Source organism: Brevibacterium sp. LS14 (assembly GCF_012027885.1).
Lineage (GTDB): Bacteria > Actinomycetota > Actinomycetes > Actinomycetales > Brevibacteriaceae > Brevibacterium > Brevibacterium casei.
In genome coordinates, this window is the sequence record NZ_SJXG01000060.1 from 314,752 (window position 1) to 331,095 (window position 16,344).

17 protein-coding genes are annotated in these 16,344 nt (G+C 68.6%); 10 read left to right on the plus strand and 7 right to left on the minus strand.

The window, feature by feature from the left end:
- Positions 1 to 35: 35 nt before the first annotated feature.
- From EZE58_RS15875 to tkt, 3 genes are read right to left on the minus strand one after another with little or no spacing between them, the layout of a single operon-like run.
- The gene (locus EZE58_RS15875) at positions 36 to 1,655 is read right to left on the minus strand and encodes a glucose-6-phosphate isomerase (RefSeq protein ID WP_009377209.1); all 1,620 of its coding nucleotides are present in this window, start codon (positions 1,653 to 1,655) and stop codon (positions 36 to 38) included.
- The gene (gene tal, locus EZE58_RS15880) at positions 1,652 to 2,755 is read right to left on the minus strand and encodes a transaldolase (RefSeq protein WP_063250273.1); all 1,104 of its coding nucleotides are present in this window, start codon (positions 2,753 to 2,755) and stop codon (positions 1,652 to 1,654) included. Before tal ends, EZE58_RS15875 begins: the two co-directional genes overlap by 4 nt.
- Positions 2,752 to 4,833 (minus strand): transketolase, encoded by a 2,082-nt coding sequence (gene tkt / locus EZE58_RS15885; protein ID WP_009377211.1) that lies wholly within the window; start codon positions 4,831 to 4,833, stop codon positions 2,752 to 2,754. The genes tal and tkt overlap by 4 nt, the downstream gene beginning before the upstream one ends.
- Positions 4,834 to 5,076: 243 nt before the next feature.
- On the opposite strand from tkt, the gene EZE58_RS15890 reads away from it, so the two are divergent.
- Together EZE58_RS15890 and EZE58_RS15895 are read left to right on the plus strand one after the other, a co-directional pair.
- On the plus strand, positions 5,077 to 5,523 hold the full coding sequence (locus EZE58_RS15890; protein WP_009377213.1) for a hypothetical protein: 447 nt from the start codon (positions 5,077 to 5,079) through the stop codon (positions 5,521 to 5,523).
- Positions 5,524 to 5,533: 10 nt separating this feature from the next.
- Entirely contained in the window at positions 5,534 to 6,520 is a 987-nt protein-coding gene (locus EZE58_RS15895; RefSeq protein WP_009377215.1) for a heme o synthase, read from the plus strand.
- 57 nt (positions 6,521 to 6,577) lie between these two features.
- Here the strand turns inward: EZE58_RS15895 and EZE58_RS15900 are convergent, their stop codons facing one another.
- From EZE58_RS15900 to EZE58_RS15915, 4 genes are read right to left on the minus strand one after another with little or no spacing between them, the layout of a single operon-like run.
- The gene (locus EZE58_RS15900; RefSeq protein WP_009377217.1) at positions 6,578 to 7,042 is read right to left on the minus strand and encodes a VOC family protein; all 465 of its coding nucleotides are present in this window, start codon (positions 7,040 to 7,042) and stop codon (positions 6,578 to 6,580) included.
- Positions 7,005 to 7,898 carry a COX15/CtaA family protein gene (locus EZE58_RS15905; RefSeq protein ID WP_009377218.1) on the minus strand — a complete coding sequence of 298 codons (894 nt, stop codon included), beginning with the start codon at positions 7,896 to 7,898 and terminating at the stop codon, positions 7,005 to 7,007. Before EZE58_RS15905 ends, EZE58_RS15900 begins: the two co-directional genes overlap by 38 nt.
- 8 nt (positions 7,899 to 7,906) lie before the next feature.
- The gene (locus tag EZE58_RS15910) at positions 7,907 to 8,668 is read right to left on the minus strand and encodes an ABC transporter permease (protein WP_009377220.1); all 762 of its coding nucleotides are present in this window, start codon (positions 8,666 to 8,668) and stop codon (positions 7,907 to 7,909) included.
- Positions 8,665 to 9,600 carry an ABC transporter ATP-binding protein gene (locus EZE58_RS15915; RefSeq protein ID WP_009377222.1) on the minus strand — a complete coding sequence of 312 codons (936 nt, stop codon included), beginning with the start codon at positions 9,598 to 9,600 and terminating at the stop codon, positions 8,665 to 8,667. The genes EZE58_RS15910 and EZE58_RS15915 overlap by 4 nt, the downstream gene beginning before the upstream one ends.
- Before the next feature lie 118 nt (positions 9,601 to 9,718).
- Between EZE58_RS15915 and EZE58_RS15920 the strand changes: the two genes are divergently transcribed.
- The 8 genes from EZE58_RS15920 to EZE58_RS15955 are packed head-to-tail and all read left to right on the plus strand — an operon-like array spanning position 9,719 to position 16,276.
- Positions 9,719 to 10,438, plus strand: a complete 720-nt coding sequence (locus EZE58_RS15920; RefSeq protein ID WP_009377224.1) for a helix-turn-helix domain-containing protein — start codon at positions 9,719 to 9,721, stop codon at positions 10,436 to 10,438.
- Entirely contained in the window at positions 10,435 to 11,865 is a 1,431-nt protein-coding gene (sufB, locus tag EZE58_RS15925) for a Fe-S cluster assembly protein SufB (RefSeq protein WP_009377226.1), read from the plus strand. The genes EZE58_RS15920 and sufB overlap by 4 nt, the downstream gene beginning before the upstream one ends.
- A 33-nt stretch (positions 11,866 to 11,898) precedes the next feature.
- Positions 11,899 to 13,074 carry a Fe-S cluster assembly protein SufD gene (gene sufD / locus EZE58_RS15930; protein WP_167560910.1) on the plus strand — a complete coding sequence of 392 codons (1,176 nt, stop codon included), beginning with the start codon at positions 11,899 to 11,901 and terminating at the stop codon, positions 13,072 to 13,074.
- 2 nt (positions 13,075 to 13,076) lie between these two features.
- The gene (locus EZE58_RS15935) at positions 13,077 to 13,394 is read left to right on the plus strand and encodes a non-heme iron oxygenase ferredoxin subunit (protein WP_040341499.1); all 318 of its coding nucleotides are present in this window, start codon (positions 13,077 to 13,079) and stop codon (positions 13,392 to 13,394) included.
- Positions 13,395 to 13,405: 11 nt separating this feature from the next.
- A complete protein-coding gene (gene sufC, locus EZE58_RS15940) occupies positions 13,406 to 14,164 on the plus strand; it encodes a Fe-S cluster assembly ATPase SufC (RefSeq protein WP_009377232.1) in 759 nt (252 codons plus the stop codon).
- Positions 14,164 to 15,441 (plus strand): SufS family cysteine desulfurase, encoded by a 1,278-nt coding sequence (locus EZE58_RS15945; protein ID WP_009377234.1) that lies wholly within the window; start codon positions 14,164 to 14,166, stop codon positions 15,439 to 15,441. Before sufC ends, EZE58_RS15945 begins: the two co-directional genes overlap by 1 nt.
- A complete protein-coding gene (sufU, locus tag EZE58_RS15950) occupies positions 15,438 to 15,941 on the plus strand; it encodes a Fe-S cluster assembly sulfur transfer protein SufU (RefSeq protein WP_100227421.1) in 504 nt (167 codons plus the stop codon). Before EZE58_RS15945 ends, sufU begins: the two co-directional genes overlap by 4 nt.
- Positions 15,941 to 16,276 carry a metal-sulfur cluster assembly factor gene (locus EZE58_RS15955; RefSeq protein WP_063250279.1) on the plus strand — a complete coding sequence of 112 codons (336 nt, stop codon included), beginning with the start codon at positions 15,941 to 15,943 and terminating at the stop codon, positions 16,274 to 16,276. The genes sufU and EZE58_RS15955 overlap by 1 nt, the downstream gene beginning before the upstream one ends.
- Positions 16,277 to 16,344 lie beyond the last annotated feature (68 nt).

A 16,344-nucleotide genomic window follows, 5' to 3' on the forward strand; every position in this document is an offset into this window, starting at 1 on the left:
CCGCTGGGTCTGCGTCCCCGGTGGGGGAGTTCGGCTCAGTCGACGCCGTAGTGGTGGTGCGGCTCGATCGCTGTGATCGCCTGCCGCACCTGGTCGAGGCCACGGGCCCGGTCCGTGAGGTGGAGCCGGAGGACGGGACGTCCCCGCTCCCGCAGCGCCGCGGCGTCCCCCAGCGCCTGGGCGCGCTGGAGTTCTGCGAAGCCGTAGCCTCGGCCCGGTACCAGCAGCTCCGTCCGCGGGTCGGCTGTGATCTGGAGGAACACCCCGTTCGGGTGCCCGCCCTTGTGGTACTGACCCGTCGAGTGGAGGTAGCGGGGGCCGAAGCCGAACGTCGTCTGCACTCCCGCGTGCCGGGAGATGAGCGGGCGCAGATCGGCGGCCCCGGCGTCGCCGAGACGGTCGAGGTAGGCCTGGACGCCGATGTAGCCGTACTCGTCGACGCTGTCGAAGAGCTCGCGCAGGGCGCCGACGAGGTCGGTCGCCTCGTCGACGTCGCCGTAGACCTCGACATCGCCGTCGGCGAACACGGGGTACTCGTCATTCTGCGCACCCTGGTCGAGGGCCGCGCGGGCGAACGCCTTCGCCGCCTCGACGTCGGGCTGGTCGAACGGGTCGACGCCGATGCTGTACCCGGCGACCGCGGTGGCGAACTCCCAGAAGAGGAACTGCTCACCGAGGTCGCCGTCGACGACGGCGTTGAAACCCGAGGGCGCCCCGAAGTCGGCATCCGAGCCGAGGGTGCAGAGCACCGCGTCGGCACGGGCGTCGGCGAAGCCGATGTCGCCGGGACCGTCGACGACGACGGGGAGGATGCCCTGCCCGTCCTTGCCGAGCGACTCCGCGACAAGCTGTTCGACCCACGCCCCGAGCCCGCGCAGCGCAGGTGAGGTGTCGGCGAGGACGAGCTTCTCCGTCGCCCGCGCGTGGGCGATGCCGAGCCATGTGCCGAAGCGCAGCGCCGGATTGTCCTCGCTGTCGAGGGTGAGGTCGGAGGAGATCGCGGCCGCGGAGGCGACGATCTGCCGGACATCGACGCCGGCGAGACCCGCGGGAACGAGCCCGAAGGGGGAGAGGGCGCTGAAACGGCCCCCGACCGAAGGATCGCCGTGGAACGTCGCGAGGTAACCCTGCTCGGTCGCCAGGGCGTCGAGTTCGGTGCCCGGATCCGTGATCGCGATGAACCGGGAGGCCGGGTCGATGCCGACGGCCTCGAACGCCGCGGCGAAGGCCCGCCGGATCGCGTCGGTCTCGATCGTCGTCCCCGACTTCGAGGCGATGACGAGGACGGTGTGGTCGAGGTCGGTGCCGATCGCCTCGGCGACCTGATTGGGATCGGTCGAATCGACGATCTCGAGGTCGACGCCGGCGGCCGTGGCCATCACCTCGGGGGCCAGCGACGACCCGCCCATGCCGGTGAGGCTGATCGAACGCAGCCCGGCACCGGCGAGGCGCTCCCGCAGCTCCTCGATCTCGGTGAGCAGCTCCTCGGCGCGTGAGGGGAGATCCACCCAGCCGAGGCGGTCACCGGCGACGGCGGCGTCGGTGAACACCGTCCCGTCGCGGTCGGCGATGCGCGAGGGCACGCGATCGGCGAGCAGCCGGGCGATCTCGGCGTCGAACTCCGCGGAGACGGGGACGCTCAGCTCGACTCTCATGTGCGCTCCAATGCCCGCTTCACGGTGTTCTGGAGTTCGCTCCAGCTGACGTCGAACTTCTCCAGCCCCTCGGTCTCGAGCACCCTCATCACGTCGGCGTAGTCGATGCCGAGGCGGGCGAGCTGATCGAAGACCTCGTCGGCGGCGCGGTAGTCCTCGGGGGAGATCGCGGCACCGACCTCGCCATGGTCGTCGAAGGCCCGCAGCGTCGCCTCGGGCATCGTGTTCACGGTGTCCGGCGCGACGAGCCCGGTGACGTACATCGTGTCCGGGTAGTCGGGGTTCTTCACCCCGGTCGAGGCCCAGAGCAGGCGCTGCGGCCTCGCTCCGGCGAGTTCGAGCACGCGGAAGCGCTCCGAGGTGAAGAGCTGGGAGTGGATCTCGTGGGCGAGGATGCAGTTGGCGATGCCCGCCCGGCCCGCGAGCTCCGCGGCGGCGGGATCGTCGAGCTTGCCCAGCCGGGCATCGATCTCCGCATCGACGCGGGAGACGAAGATCGAGGCGACCGACCGGATGGTCGAGAGGTCGTGGCCTGCCGCCCGCGCCTTCTCGAGTCCCTGGAGGTAGGCCTCGACGACGTGCCGGTAGCGGGTGAGCGAGAAGACGAGGGTGACGTTGACGCTGATGCCCGCACCGATGGTGTCGGCGATCGCTGACAGCCCCTCTTCGGTCGCGGGGATCTTGATCATCGCGTTGGGCTCGCCCACGCGCTCCCACATGATCTTCGCCGCCGTCGCCGTGCCCGCGGTGTCACGGGCGAGCGGGGGAGGGACCTCGATCGAGACGCGGCCGTCGGCGCCGTCCGTGGCGTCATAGACGGGGCGGAGCAGACGGGCCGCAGCGGCGACGTCGGAGGTCGTCAGGGACTCGATGGCCTCCTCGGCGTCGGCTCCGGCGGCCGCGAGCTCGCGCAGCGCCCCGTCGTAGGAGTCGGAGCCGGCGATCGCGGTGGCGAAGATCGTCGGGTTCGTCGTCACTCCGACGACGTTCTTCGTCTCGACGAGCTCCTGGAGGTCACCGGTCTCGAGCCGGGTCCGTGACAGGTCGTCGAGCCAGACGGAGACCCCTGATTCGGACAGGCGGGTGAGGTTCTCGCTCATGCTTCTCCCTTCGCTGCGGAGATGGACTCCTCGGCCGCGGTGACGACCGCGTCGGCGGTGATGCCGAACTTCTCGTAGAGCGTCTGGTAGTCCGCCGAGGCTCCGAAGTGCTCGATGGACACGGCGCGGCCGGCATCGCCGAGGTAGCGGTGCCAGCTCATCGCCGAGGCGGCCTCGACGCTCACGCGCGCCTTGAGGGCGCGGGGGAGGACTGCCTCACGGTAGTCCTCGGGCTGGGCGTCGAACCATTCCTGGCTCGGCATCGAGACGACCCTGGTCGCGATGCCTCTGCTCTGCAGCTCCTCGGCCGCGGCGAGGGCGAGCTGGACCTCGGAGCCGGTGGCGATGATCGCGACCTGCGGGTCGTCGGCGGTGTCGTGGAGGACGTAGCCGCCGCGGGCCGCCTCGGAGGCCGGAGCGTACTTCGTCCGGTCGAGGACGGGGACGTTCTGGCGGGTGAGGACGAGACCCGTGGGGCCGTCGGTGCGCTCGAGGATCTTCCGCCACACGACGGAGGTCTCGTTGGCGTCCGCGGGACGGACGACGTCGAGTCCCGGGATCGCGCGCAGGGCCGAGAGGTGCTCGATGGGCTGGTGGGTCGGCCCGTCCTCGCCGAGCCCGATCGAGTCGTGCGTCCAGACGAAGATGTTCGGCAGCTCCTGGAGCGCGGCCAGGCGCACGGCTGGTCGCTGGTAGTCGCTGAAGACGAGGAAGGTGCCGTTGTACGGGCGGGTGCCGCCGTGGAGGGCGATGCCGTTGCCGATGAGCCCGGCGGAGAACTCGCGGACGCCGAAGTGGATGTTGCGTCCGTAGGGGTTGCCGGTGAAGGTGTCGGTCGACCGGTGCTCGGGCAGGAAGCTCGGATCGTCCTTGATGAGGGTGTTGTTCGATCCGGCGAGGTCGGCCGAACCGCCCCAGAGTTCGGGCATCCGTGCGGCGATCGCGTTGAGGACCTTGCCGGAGGCGGCGCGGGTCGCGATCCCCTTCTCGTCGGCGTCGAAGACGGGGAAGTCCGCGTCGAGGCCCTCGGGCAGGCTGCGGGTGGACAGGCGCTCGAAGAGCTGCGCGCGCTCGGCGTTGGCGTTCTTCCACTCTTCGAACTTCTTATTCCAGGCCAGGTGTGCCTCGCGTCCGCGCTCCCGGGCGGCACGCGTGTGCTCGAGCACTTCGGGGGCGATCGCGAACTTCTCATCGGGGTCGAAGCCGAGGACCTCCTTGGTCGCCCGCACCTCGTCCTCGCCGAGGGCAGAGCCATGGGAGGCCCCAGTGTTCTGGGCGTTCGGGGCCGGCCACGCGATGACCGTCGAGAGGCGGATGAAGGACGGGCGAGGATCGGCCTTCGCGGCCTCGACGGCCGCGTGGAGGGCGTCGATGTCCTCGGTGTACTCACCGCCGGCGGTGAAGTCGACGTGCTGGACGTGCCAGCCGTAGGCCTCGTAGCGGGCTGCGGTGTCCTCGCCGAAGGCGATGGCCGTGTCGTCCTCGATGGAGATGCGGTTGTCGTCCCAGATGACGAGGAGGTTCGAGAGCTCCTGGGTGCCGGCCAGCGACGAGGCCTCACCGGAAACGCCCTCCTCCATGTCCCCGTCTGAGGCGAGGACGACGATCTGGTGGTCGAACGGCGAGGTGCCGGGAGCCGCATCGGGGTCGAAGAGTCCGCGTTCGCGACGGGCGGCCATGGCCATGCCCACCGCCGAGGCGACACCGGAGCCGAGCGGTCCCGTGGTGATCTCGACACCCGGGGTGTGCCCGACCTCGGGATGGCCGGGAGTGAGCGAACCCCATGTGCGCAGCGCCTTGAGATCATCGAGTTCGAGGCCGAACCCGGCGAGGTAGAGCTGGACGTACTGGGTGAGCGAGCTGTGTCCCAGGGAGAGGACGAAGCGGTCGCGTCCGGCCCACGACGGATCGGCCGGATCGAGGGTGAGCGCGTGATGGTAGAGGTAGTAGGCGACGGGAGCGAGGCTCATCGCGGTGCCGGGGTGACCGCTGCCGGCCTTCTGCACGGCGTCGGCGGCGAGGAGGCGGGCGGTGTCGACTGCGCGGGAGTCGAGGTCTGTCCAGGACAGGGTTGTCATGTCGTCGAGTGATCCTTCACATCGGGGCGGTGCGTCCACTCAAACTCTACCGCGCACCGGCGCGGTCCTCAGGCCTGCGCCACCCTGTGATATTCCTGGAGGTCACGACATGCGCAGTGCGGCACGAGAGGCACCGCGAGGCGAGAAGGAGACCTCATCCCCACCGACCCCGATACCCGCAGGTCCCGCAGACCCGGGCCCCGCACTGCGCTCGCGGCCCGCATCATCGGCACCGGACTGCCCGTGCTCTTCATGCTCGGGCAGATCGTCGTCGCCGGCTGGTTCATCGCTCCCTTCGGCACCGAGTGGTCCGATGCCGTAGCCGTCTCCGACGCGGTGCTCGGCTGGATCGCCGTCGTCCTGCCGGGGGCGAGTCCCTTCGTCGCCGTCCTCGTCGTCCTCGTCTTCGCCCGACCGGCCGGGCTCATCTGGTGGTCGGGCGTGGTCTTCACGGTGCTCGCCGGTGCGTTCGGCCTCTGGGTCGATGTCGACATGCTCACACTCGACGATCCCCTCGCCGCACTCGGCTTCTTCTTCCTGCCCGCCTACCAGTGGGCCGTTCTCCTCCCCGCCGCGCTGATCATGGGAGTCATCGTCGGCGTGCGCCGTCGTCGACGCGAGCGCGGGGACCTCCGGGACGACAGGGAGACTCGCCGGACCCCAACTGGCAATTCGTTCGACAGAGGGTAGAATCGGGCAAGTGAGTGAACTTCGTCAGACCCCGGACACGCAGAGCGAACGACCCCTGCAGAGGACCATCGACGAAGCTCGACACTCGAAGCGACCCCGCTCGATCATCGGCGCCTACATCGCGCTGACGAAGCCCCGGGTCATCGAACTCCTCCTCGTCACGACCGCGCCGGTGATGTTCCTCGCCGCCCGCGGCATGCCGGATCTCTGGCTCGTGCTCAACACCCTCATCGGCGGGGCCGCAGCGGCCGCCTCGGCGTCGGTGTTCAACTGCTACGTCGACCGCGACATCGACGCGAAGATGGATCGGACGAAGCACCGACCGCTCGTCACCGGGGAGATCTCACCCAGGGCTGCGCTCATCTTCGCCGTCGTCCTCGGCCTCGGCTCGATCTTCTGGCTCGGCGGCTTCACGAACTGGATGGCCGCGGGCCTGACCGCATGTGCGATCTTCCTCTACGCGGTCTTCTACACACTCATCCTCAAGCGCCGGACCACGCAGAACATCGTGTGGGGCGGTGCCGCCGGGTGCATGCCCGTGCTCATCGGCTGGTCCGCGGTCACCGGGGGACTGTCGTGGGAGCCGCTCATCCTCTTCCTCGTCATCTTCTTCTGGACGCCCCCGCACTACTGGCCGCTGGCGATCAAGTACAAAGCGGACTATGACGCCGCCGAGGTGCCGATGCTGCCCTCGAAGGTCCCGCCGACCTCGGTGGGCCGCCAGATGATCCTCTACACGTGGGCGATGGTCCTCACCTCGCTCGCACTCATCCCGGTCGCCCCGATGGGTCCGGTCTACGCCGCGGTCGCCGTCCTCGCCGGAGCCTGGTTCCTCTGGTCGTGCTACGCGCTCGTCTCCCGGGCGAAGAAGGGCCTCTACGGCACCTCACTGCGGGCGATGAAGGTCTTCCACGGCTCGATCACGTACCTCTCGCTGCTCTTCCTCGCCGTGGCCGTCGACCCGTTCGTCACTCCGCTGCTGCCCAGTCTCTGGTGACCGGCCGCGGGCCGCGCTGACCACCCCTGCCTGGGGGTGAGCCTCCGGTGATGGGCCTCAGCCGGCCGCGACGAGGTCGGCGATGACGATCTTCTTCATCCCCATGAGGGCGCGCACCTGTGCGTCGCCGGTCATCAGCTCGTCGAGGTTCTTCGGCACGATCTGCCAGCTGATCCCGTAGCGATCCTTGAGCCAGCCGCACTGCTCGGACTCCGGGACGGCCGAGAGCGCCTGCCAGTAATGGTCGATCTCCGCCTGGTCCGCGCATTCGACGGTGAGCGAGATCGCCTCGTTGAAGGTGAAGGCGGGTCCGCCGTCGAGGCAGATGAAGCGGTTGCCGTCGAGTTCGAAGACCCCCGTGATGACCTTGCCGCGCATCCCGGCGAAGTGCTCGTCGAGGCTCTCGTCCGGGTAGCGTTCGATCGAGACGATGCGGGAGTTCGGGAAGACGGAGCAGTAGAACTCCATCGCCTCCTCGGCGCGGTCAGTGAACCAGAGACACGGAACGATCGGCGTCGGCATGGACTCTCCTCGGGTAGGCGCTGTCGAGCACAGCGACACTGGCTGCGATCGTAGCCGAGAGTCCGATCATATGGAATGCCACGAGGACGATGGGGACGCCGAGGAAGTACTGCGCATAGCCGATGACGCCTTGGGCGATCTCGACGACGAGGAGGACGACGAGCGGGGCGACCATCGGGGCCCACCGTCTGCGCGCATAGAGCAGTGCCGTGATCGTCGCGGCGACGAGCAGCCACACGGGCAGGGCGTGCAGACGCGTGACCCAGACGTTGTCGAGTCCGTTGCGGGTCGAGATCGTCGATCCTGAGTGCGGCCCGGCACCCGTGGTGAGCACGCCGAAGAGGACGATGACCGCGGTGAGGACGAGGATGATCCAGCCGAGCGCCGGAAGCGGGTTCGGCGCCTTCTCACCCGTGCGCACCCCGGTGTCGTACGTGCGACGGACGAAGTAGGCGGCGACGCCGACGGCGATGGCCGAGGGGACGAAGTGGCCGGCGACGACCCACGGGTTGAGCTTCGTCCACACGGTGATCCCGCCCATCACCGCCTGGACCGGGACGATGGCAGTGAGTCCGATGTTGAGCCAGAAGAGGTCCGGGCGGGCCTTGCGGTGCTTCCAGAGGAGGACGAGGATGGCCACGCCGAGGAGGGCGAGAAGAACCGCGAGGGTGCGGTTGCCGAATTCGATGGCGCCGTGGATGCCCATCGCCTTCGTCGCCACGAACGAGTCCGGGGTGCACTTCGGCCAGTCGGTGCAGCCGAGGCCCGAACCGGTGAGGCGGACGATGCCGCCGGTGAAGATGATGCCTGCCTGGGCGATGAGCATGGCCCAGGCGGCGATGCGGATCCTGTTCACTTCTCTCCTCATTCGAAACGGAACCACCTGCGTGCGGCAAGCGCTCCCACGATGCCCCAGACGAGGAGCACGATCAATGCCTTGACATCCCAGCCGCCGCCCACGCTCGCCCGCAGCGCGTCGCCGAGCGCCCCGGAGGGCAGGTAGCCGACGACGGTGCCCCATTCCCCGGTCCCGGGTAGGACGAGCCCGCCGCCGCCGGCCATGAGCACCCACACGAGGTTGGCCGCCCCGAGCGTCGCCTCCGCCCGCAGGGTCCCGGCCATGAGCAGTCCGAGCGCGAGCAGGGTGGCCGTGCCGAGTACGGTGGCGACGATGAGCGGGAGGACGTGGACGGGGCCGGTGAAGCCGAACATGCACGCGATGGCGAAGGCGAGGGCGTACTGGATGAGCACGACGACGATGACGGCTCCGAGCTTGCCGAGGATGAGGCCCGTCGTGCCCAGCGGCGTCGTCGCGAGCTGGGCGAGGACTCCGTAGCGGCGGTCGAAGGCCGTGGCGATGGCCTGCCCGGTGAACGCCGTCGAGGCGAGGCAGAGTCCGAGCGTGCCCGGCAGGGCGATGCTCAGCCGGTCCCCACCCGCGGGGATCGCGCCGAGCGCCTCGAGCAGCGGGGTCGTCGTGAGGAAGACGAGCAGGCCGAGCGGAAGGATGAGGGCGAGGAGGAGCTGTTCGCCGTTGCGCAGCACCGCGACCGTCTCGAAGCGGGCCTGGGAGAGCACACGGCGTGCCCGCATGCCCCGGACGCGGGGGATCTCGAGCGTGCTCATCGCAGGGGCCTCCCGGTGAGTTCGAAGAAGACGTCGGAGAGCGACTGCGACTGCATCGCGATGTCCCCGATCGTCAGTCCCGCCTCGGCGATGACCGCGCACAGGCCGGCGATGCGGGTGCTGTCGAGGCTGCCGGAGGCGATGACGAGGGTGCCCTGGACGGTGGTCGGGGCGACGGCGCTGAGCGACTCGGACAGGTGCCTGCCCGCCTCGGAGAGCGGATCGGGGGCGTCGGGGACGGTGATGACGAGGCGGCGGCCGACGCCCGAGGAGCTGCGCAGCTCCTCAGGGGCGCCGCGGGCGATGATCCGACCGCGGTCGATGACGACGATGTCATCGGCAAGCAGCTCCGCCTCGGCGAGGTCATGGGTGGTGAGTACGACGGCGACACCGGAGGCGGCGAGATCCCTGATGACGTCGTGGACGACCTCCCGGGCCTGCGGGTCGAGACCGGCGCTCGGCTCGTCGAGGAAGACGATGCGGGGACGGCCGATGAGAGCTGCGGCGAGTGCCACCCGCTGCCTCTGCCCTCCCGAGAGGCGGCGGATCGACCGCCCGGCGAACTCCGGGATGCCGAGGACGCCTGCGAGTTCGCTCAGCGGACGCGGATCGGCGTAGAGGGAGGCGAGGTGGCGCAGCACGGCCATCGGCTTCGCGCTCATCGGCAGTCCGCCGTCCTGGAGCATGACGCCGGCGAGCTGGGACGTCTCCTCGTGGCGCCGGTAGGGATCGAGACCGAAGATCTCGACGGTTCCCGCATCGGGCCGCCTCGTGCCCACCGCGAGCGAGATCGTCGTCGACTTGCCCGCACCGTTGGGTCCGAGGACGCCGAGCACCGACCCGACGCTCGCCTCGAGGTCGATGCCGTCGACGACCTGGTGTGCCCCGTACGCATAGCGGAGTCCACGGATGGTGAGAGCCGATTGAACCACCCGTACATTCTACGACCCGTCGAATGGTCCTGCCTAAACGGGCGGGGGAGTTAGGCTGACCTAGTTTTACGAAACAATTTACGCAACAATAGTGTTGTGTTAGTCAAGGAGGTGGAGCATGAGTGCGAACGACGCGGACGACAGCCGGACCCGGCAGAAGGTCTTCCGATCCGTGCTCGACGACGGACCCATCACCGCCTCGGCGCTGGCCAAAGGGCTTGAGCTCACCCCGGCGGCGATCCGTCGTCACCTCGACGCGCTCGAAGCCGAGGGGCTCATCGAAGTCCGCGGCTTCGCCGGAAAGCAGGCAGGTCGGGGACGACCCGCCAGGCACTACGTGGTCACCTCCCGCGGACATGACGAGCTCAGCCGCTCCTACGACGAGCTCGCGGTGAACATCCTCCGGTTCTTCCAGGGCCGGATGGGAGCGGACGCGGTGGGCGCCTTCTCCGACGACTTCGTCGCCAAGCTGCGCGAGCGGCTCGGCGGGGAGCTGGAGAAGCGGGGCGGACGCTCCGTCGCCTCCCGGTCCCGCGCGCTGGCCTCAGCACTGACTCGGGAGGGTTACGCCGCCTCGGCGACGCCGGTGGCCGCCGGAACCCCGCTCGAGGCGATGCAGCTGTGCCAAGGGCACTGTCCGATCCAATCCGTGGCGGCCGAGTTCCCCGAGATCTGCGAAGCAGAGCTCGCGATGTTCTCGGAGTATCTGGGGGTCGACGTCCGCCGTCTCTCATCACTGGCGCACGGCGACCATGTCTGCACCACCCACATCCCGACCTCGGAACTCACCAGGCCACCCATCCACGCAAACGATCGACCTCAAGGAGGTTCACGATGACTGACACCAGCAATCCGATCATCGAAGCGAACCCCGAGCTCAAAGACCTCGGGCAGTACGCGTACGGCTGGCACGACGAGAACGACGCAGGCGCCGCAGCGGAGCGCGGGCTCTCCGAAGCCGTCGTGCGCAACATCTCGACGCTCAAGGGCGAACCGGAATGGATGCTCCAGCGCCGCCTCAAGGCGCTGGGGCTCTTCGAGAAGAAGCCGATGCCGAACTGGGGCGCCGACCTCTCGGGCATCGACTTCGCCGATATCAAGTACTTCGTCCGCTCCACCGAGGGCCAGGCCCAGTCGTGGGAGGACCTGCCCGAGGACATCAAGAACACCTACGACCGCCTCGGCATCCCCGAAGCCGAGAAGCAGCGCCTCGTCGCCGGCGTCGCCGCGCAGTACGAGTCCGAGGTCGTCTACCACAAGATCAACGAGGAGCTCGAGAGCCAGGGCGTGATCTTCCTCGACACCGACACCGGTCTCAAGGAGCACCCGGAGATCTTCGAGGAGTACTTCGGCTCGGTCATCCCGGCCGGCGACAACAAGTTCTCCGCGCTGAATACCGCCGTGTGGTCGGGCGGATCCTTCATCTACGTCCCCAAGGGCGTCCACGTGGAGATCCCGCTGCAGGCCTACTTCCGCATCAACACGGAGAACATGGGCCAGTTCGAGCGCACGCTCATCATCGCCGACGAGGGCTCCTACGTCCACTACGTCGAAGGCTGCACGGCCCCGATCTACAAGACGGACTCCCTCCACTCGGCGGTCGTCGAGATCATCGCGAAGAAGGACGCCCGCGTCCGCTACACGACGATCCAGAACTGGTCGAACAACGTCTACAACCTCGTCACCAAGCGCGCGATCGCCGAAGAGGGCGCGACGATGGAATGGGTCGACGGCAACATCGGCTCGAAGGTGACGATGAAGTACCCCGCGATCTGGCTGACCGGCGAGCACGCCCGCGGCGAGACGCTCTCCGTCGCCTTCGCCGGTGAGGGACAGCATCAGGACACCGGGGCGAAGATGGTCCACGCCGCCCCCCACACGCAGTCCTCGATCGTCTCGAAGTCCGTCGCCCGCGGCGGCGGTCGGGCCGGCTACCGCGGACTCGTCCACGTCTACCCGGGTGCCGAGGGATCGTCGAACAACGTCCTCTGCGACGCCCTGCTCGTGGACAACATCTCCCGTTCGGACACGTACCCCTACATCGACATCCGCGAGGACGACGTCACGCTCGGCCACGAGGCGACCGTGTCGAAGGTGAGCGAGGACCAGCTCTTCTACCTCATGTCCCGCGGCCTCGAGGAGACCGAGGCGATGGCGATGATCGTGCGCGGCTTCGTCGAGCCGATCGCCCGTGAGCTGCCGATGGAGTACGCCCTCGAGCTCAACCGCCTCATCGAACTGCAGATGGAAGGCGCAGTGGGCTGAGCCCGACTGCGACCTGACCTTCAAGGAGAATTTGTGACTGATACGACCAATCCGCTCGGCGTCTCCGAGCACTCGCACGGTGCCGGCGTCCACGTGCCCGACGCGAAGCGCGACGCCCGCACGCGCAGCTTCTCTGTCGCCGACTTCCCGGTCCCGTCCGGCCGCGAGGAGGAGTGGCGGTTCTCGCCTGTGCGCAGGCTGAGCGACTTCTTCGCCGACGCCCCTACCGAGGCGAAGCTCACCGTCACCGGTGACCTGCCGGCCGGCGTGACCGTCGAGGAGATCTCGCTCGACGCCGCCCGGGAGCTCGGCATCCTCGAGCCCGAGGACCGCGCCGCAGCCGTCGCCGCGGAGCGCACGAGCACCGTGACGCACTACTCTGTGCCCGCCGACACCGAACTCGACGAGGCGGTCATCATCCACGCCGACGGCGCGGGCACGGACCTCGTCCACGGCCATGTCGTCGTCTCCGTGGGAGCGAACTCCAAGGCGACGATCGTCGTCGAACACGAGGGACTGACCCGGTACTCCGAGCTCGTCTCCCTCGTCGTCGGCGACGGCGCTGACCTCACCTTCGTCTCCCTGCAGCTGTGGGACGACGGCTCCCAGCACCTGGGCCAGCACGATGCGATCGTCGGCAAGGACGCGAAGCTCAAGCACATCGTCGTCACCCTCGGCGGCGACGTCGTTCGCCTCAACGCCAACGTCCGCTACTCCGCCACCGGCGGGGAGGCCGAGCTCCTCGGCCTCTACTTCGCCGATGCCGGACAGCACCTCGAGCACCGCACGTACATCGACCACAACACCGCGAAGGCGACGTCGAACGTCATGTACAAGGGTGCTCTGCAGGGCAAGGACGCGCGCAGCGTGTGGATCGGCGACGTCCTCATCCGCCCCGAAGCGCTCGGCATCGACACGTACGAACTCAACCGCAACCTCATCCTCACCGATGGGGCGCGCGCGGACTCGGTGCCCAACCTCGAGATCGAGACCGGCGACATCGAGGGTGCGGGCCACGCCTCCTCGACGGGCCGCTTCGACGAGGAGCACCTCTTCTACCTCATGTCGCGCGGGATCCCGGAGGACGTCGCCCGTCAGCTCGTCGTCCGCGGCTTCTTCAACGAGGTGATCCAGAAGATCCAGGTTCCCGAGATCGAGGACGTCCTCAGCGCGCGCATCGAGGACGAACTCGCCCGGAGCGTCCTGTGAGCATGATCGACGTCGCGGCCACCGCCGACGTGGCCGCGGGAGAAGCCGTGCGGGTCGACGTCGTGGGCCGGGAGATCTGCCTGGCCCGCGACTCCGCCGGCGTCATCCACGCCATCGACGATCTCTGCACCCACGGCGAGGTGTCCCTGGCCGAAGGCGACGTCGAGGGCTGCGCCATCGAATGCTGGCTCCACGGCTCGCAGTTCGACCTCAACACCGGCGCCCCGCTGAGCCCCCCGGCCTTCGAACCCGTTGCGGTCTATGCCTGCGAAGAGGTCGCCGGCCGCATCCTCATCGACCCGAACACGACTGTGAACTGAAAAGGATAACCATGTCCAAGCTCAAGATCTCCGACCTGCACGTCAGCGTCAACACCGAGGCCGGCCAGAAGCCGATCCTCAACGGCATCAACCTCGAGATCGACTCGAACCAGACCCACGCGATCATGGGCCCCAACGGCTCGGGCAAGTCGACCCTCGCCTACTCCCTCGCCGGTCACCCGAAATACGAGGTCACCTCCGGATCCGTCACCCTCGACGGTGAGGACGTCCTCGACATGACCGTCGACGAGCGGGCGAAGGCCGGTCTCTTCCTCGCCATGCAGTACCCCGTCGAGGTCCCCGGCGTCACCGTGACGAACTTCCTCCGCTCGGCCAAGACGGCCATCGACGGCGAAGCGCCGAAGCTGCGGAACTGGACGAAGGACCTCAAGTCGGCGATGGAGCAGCTGCGCGTCGACCCCGAGTTCGCGACCCGCAACGTCAACGAGGGCTTCTCCGGCGGTGAGAAGAAGCGCCACGAGATCCTCCAGATGGAGATGCTCAAGCCGAAGTTCGCCGTCCTCGACGAGACCGACTCCGGCCTCGACGTCGATGCCCTGCGCATCGTCTCCGAAGGCGTCAACCGGGTGCGCGAGACCACCGACGTCGGCGTGCTCCTCATCACGCACTACACGCGCATCCTCCGCTACATCAAGCCCGACTTCGTCCACGTCATCGTCAAGGGCAAGGTCGCCGAGGAGGGCGGACCGGAACTGGCCGAGCGCCTCGAGAACGAAGGCTACGACCGCTTCCTCTCCGCCGCGGTCTGATGTTCTCCCGGCTGCGCGGTGACTTCCCGATCCTCGAGACGAGGGTCGGGGAGTCACCACTGACCTACCTCGACTCCGGGGCGACCTCACAGAAGCCCGAATGCGTCATCGACACATTCACGGAGTACTTCACGCAGCGCAACGCCGCCGTCCACCGGGGCGCGCATTCGCTGGCCGTCATGGCCACCGACGCGTTCGAGAACGGGCGCGCGGCCGTGGCCGGGCTCGTCGGGGGTGACCCGGACCAGGTCGTGTGGACGAAGAACGCCACCGAGGCACTCAACATCGTCGCACTCGGCATGGACCGGGCGAGCCACGGCTTCGGCGGCGAGGCCGCCAGCCGTTTCTCCCTTGGCGAGGGCGACTCGATCGTCGTCACCGAGATGGAGCACCACGCGAACCTCGTGCCGTGGCAGCAGCTCGCCGAGGCCACCGGCGCGCAGCTGCGGTGGATCCCGGTGACCGACGCCGGAGAGCTCGACCTGGCCGACCTCGAGACGATCGTCGATGAGACGACGAAGGTGCTCGCGTTCACGCATGTCTCCAACGTCCTCGGCACGATCAACCCCGTCGACCGGCTCGTCGCCCGTGCCCGCGAGGTCGGTGCGTACGTCGTCCTCGACGCGTGCCAGTCCGTGCCGCACATGCCCGTCGACTTCGCTGCTCTCGACGTCGACTTCGCGGCGTTCTCCGCCCACAAGGCGCTCGGGCCCACCGGTCTCGGCGTCCTCTGGGGGAAGTCGGAGCTCCTCGACGCGCTGCCGCCCGTGCTCACCGGCGGGTCGATGATCACGACGGTGACGATGGACTCAGCCGAGTTCATGTCCGCCCCCCAGCGCTTCGAGGCCGGCACCCAGCCGGTCGCCGAGGTCGCGGCCTTCGCCACGGCCATCGGCTACCTCGCCGAGGTGGGCCTCGACAAGGTTCTCGACCATGAGCGGGAGCTCGGTCGCCGCCTCCTCGAGGGGATCCGGGAGATCCCCGGGATCCGCATCCTCGGCGATGCCGAGGAGCGGATCGGGACGGTGGCCTTCGACGTCGACGGCGTCCACGCCCACGACGTCGGACAGTACCTCGACTCCAAGGGTGTGGCCGTGCGGGTGGGACACCACTGCGCGCAGCCGCTCCACCGGCGCTTCGGGGTGACCGCCTCGACGCGGGCGAGCACGTACCTGTACAACAACACCGACGACGTCGACCGCTTCCTCACGGCCCTGGCCGAGGTGCGCCCGTTCTTCGGGCTCACGGAGGAGAGCGCGGGAAGGCAGGCGTCATGACTACGCAGATGGAGCAGCTCTACCAGCAGGTCATCCTCGACCATTCGCGCTCGCGCATCGGCAACTCGGCCCTGCTCGGGGACTCGGCGACCGGACCCCATGGGTACTCCCACCAGGTCAACCCCACGTGCGGGGACGAGATCGAGCTCGAAGCGGAGCTGGGCACCGACGGCACCGTGAGCGTGCGCTGGATGGGCGACGGGTGTTCGATCTCGATGGCCTCGGCGTCCGTGCTCACCGAGCTCGCCGCCTCGGCGACGATTCCCGAACTGCTCGAGATCGAAGCCGCTTTCCACGAGCTCATGCACTCCCGCGGAACCGGGGAGGCCGACGAGGAAATACTCGGCGACGCCGCAGCGTTCCAGGGAGTGTCGAAGTTCCCGGCGCGGATCAAGTGCGCCCTCCTGGCATGGATGGCGTTCAAGGACGCGCTCGGCCAGGCGCAGGCCGGGACAGATGCGACAGCTGACAGCGCTTCAGCAGACAACGAGGAGAAGTGATGCCCGAAGTCATAGACGCACCGCAGAACGCCAGCGTCGAGGAGGTCCGCGAAGCGATGATGGACGTCGTCGACCCCGAGCTCGGCGTCAACATCGTCGACCTCGGACTCGTCTACGGACTCACCGTCGAGGACGACGGCACCGCCGTCATCGAGATGACGCTCACCTCGGCGGCGTGCCCGCTCACCGACGTCATCGAGGACCAGACCGCCCAGTGCCTCGACGGGATCGTGCCCGCCTACCGCATCAACTGGGTGTGGATGCCGCCATGGGGTCCGGAGAAGATCACCGAGGACGGCCGCGAGCAGATGCGGGCGCTCGGCTTCAACATCTGAGGACGCGTCCCCGCGGGGACGTCTGAGACCACCGCCGAGGTGGGACCCCGGAACCGGGCGTCCCACCT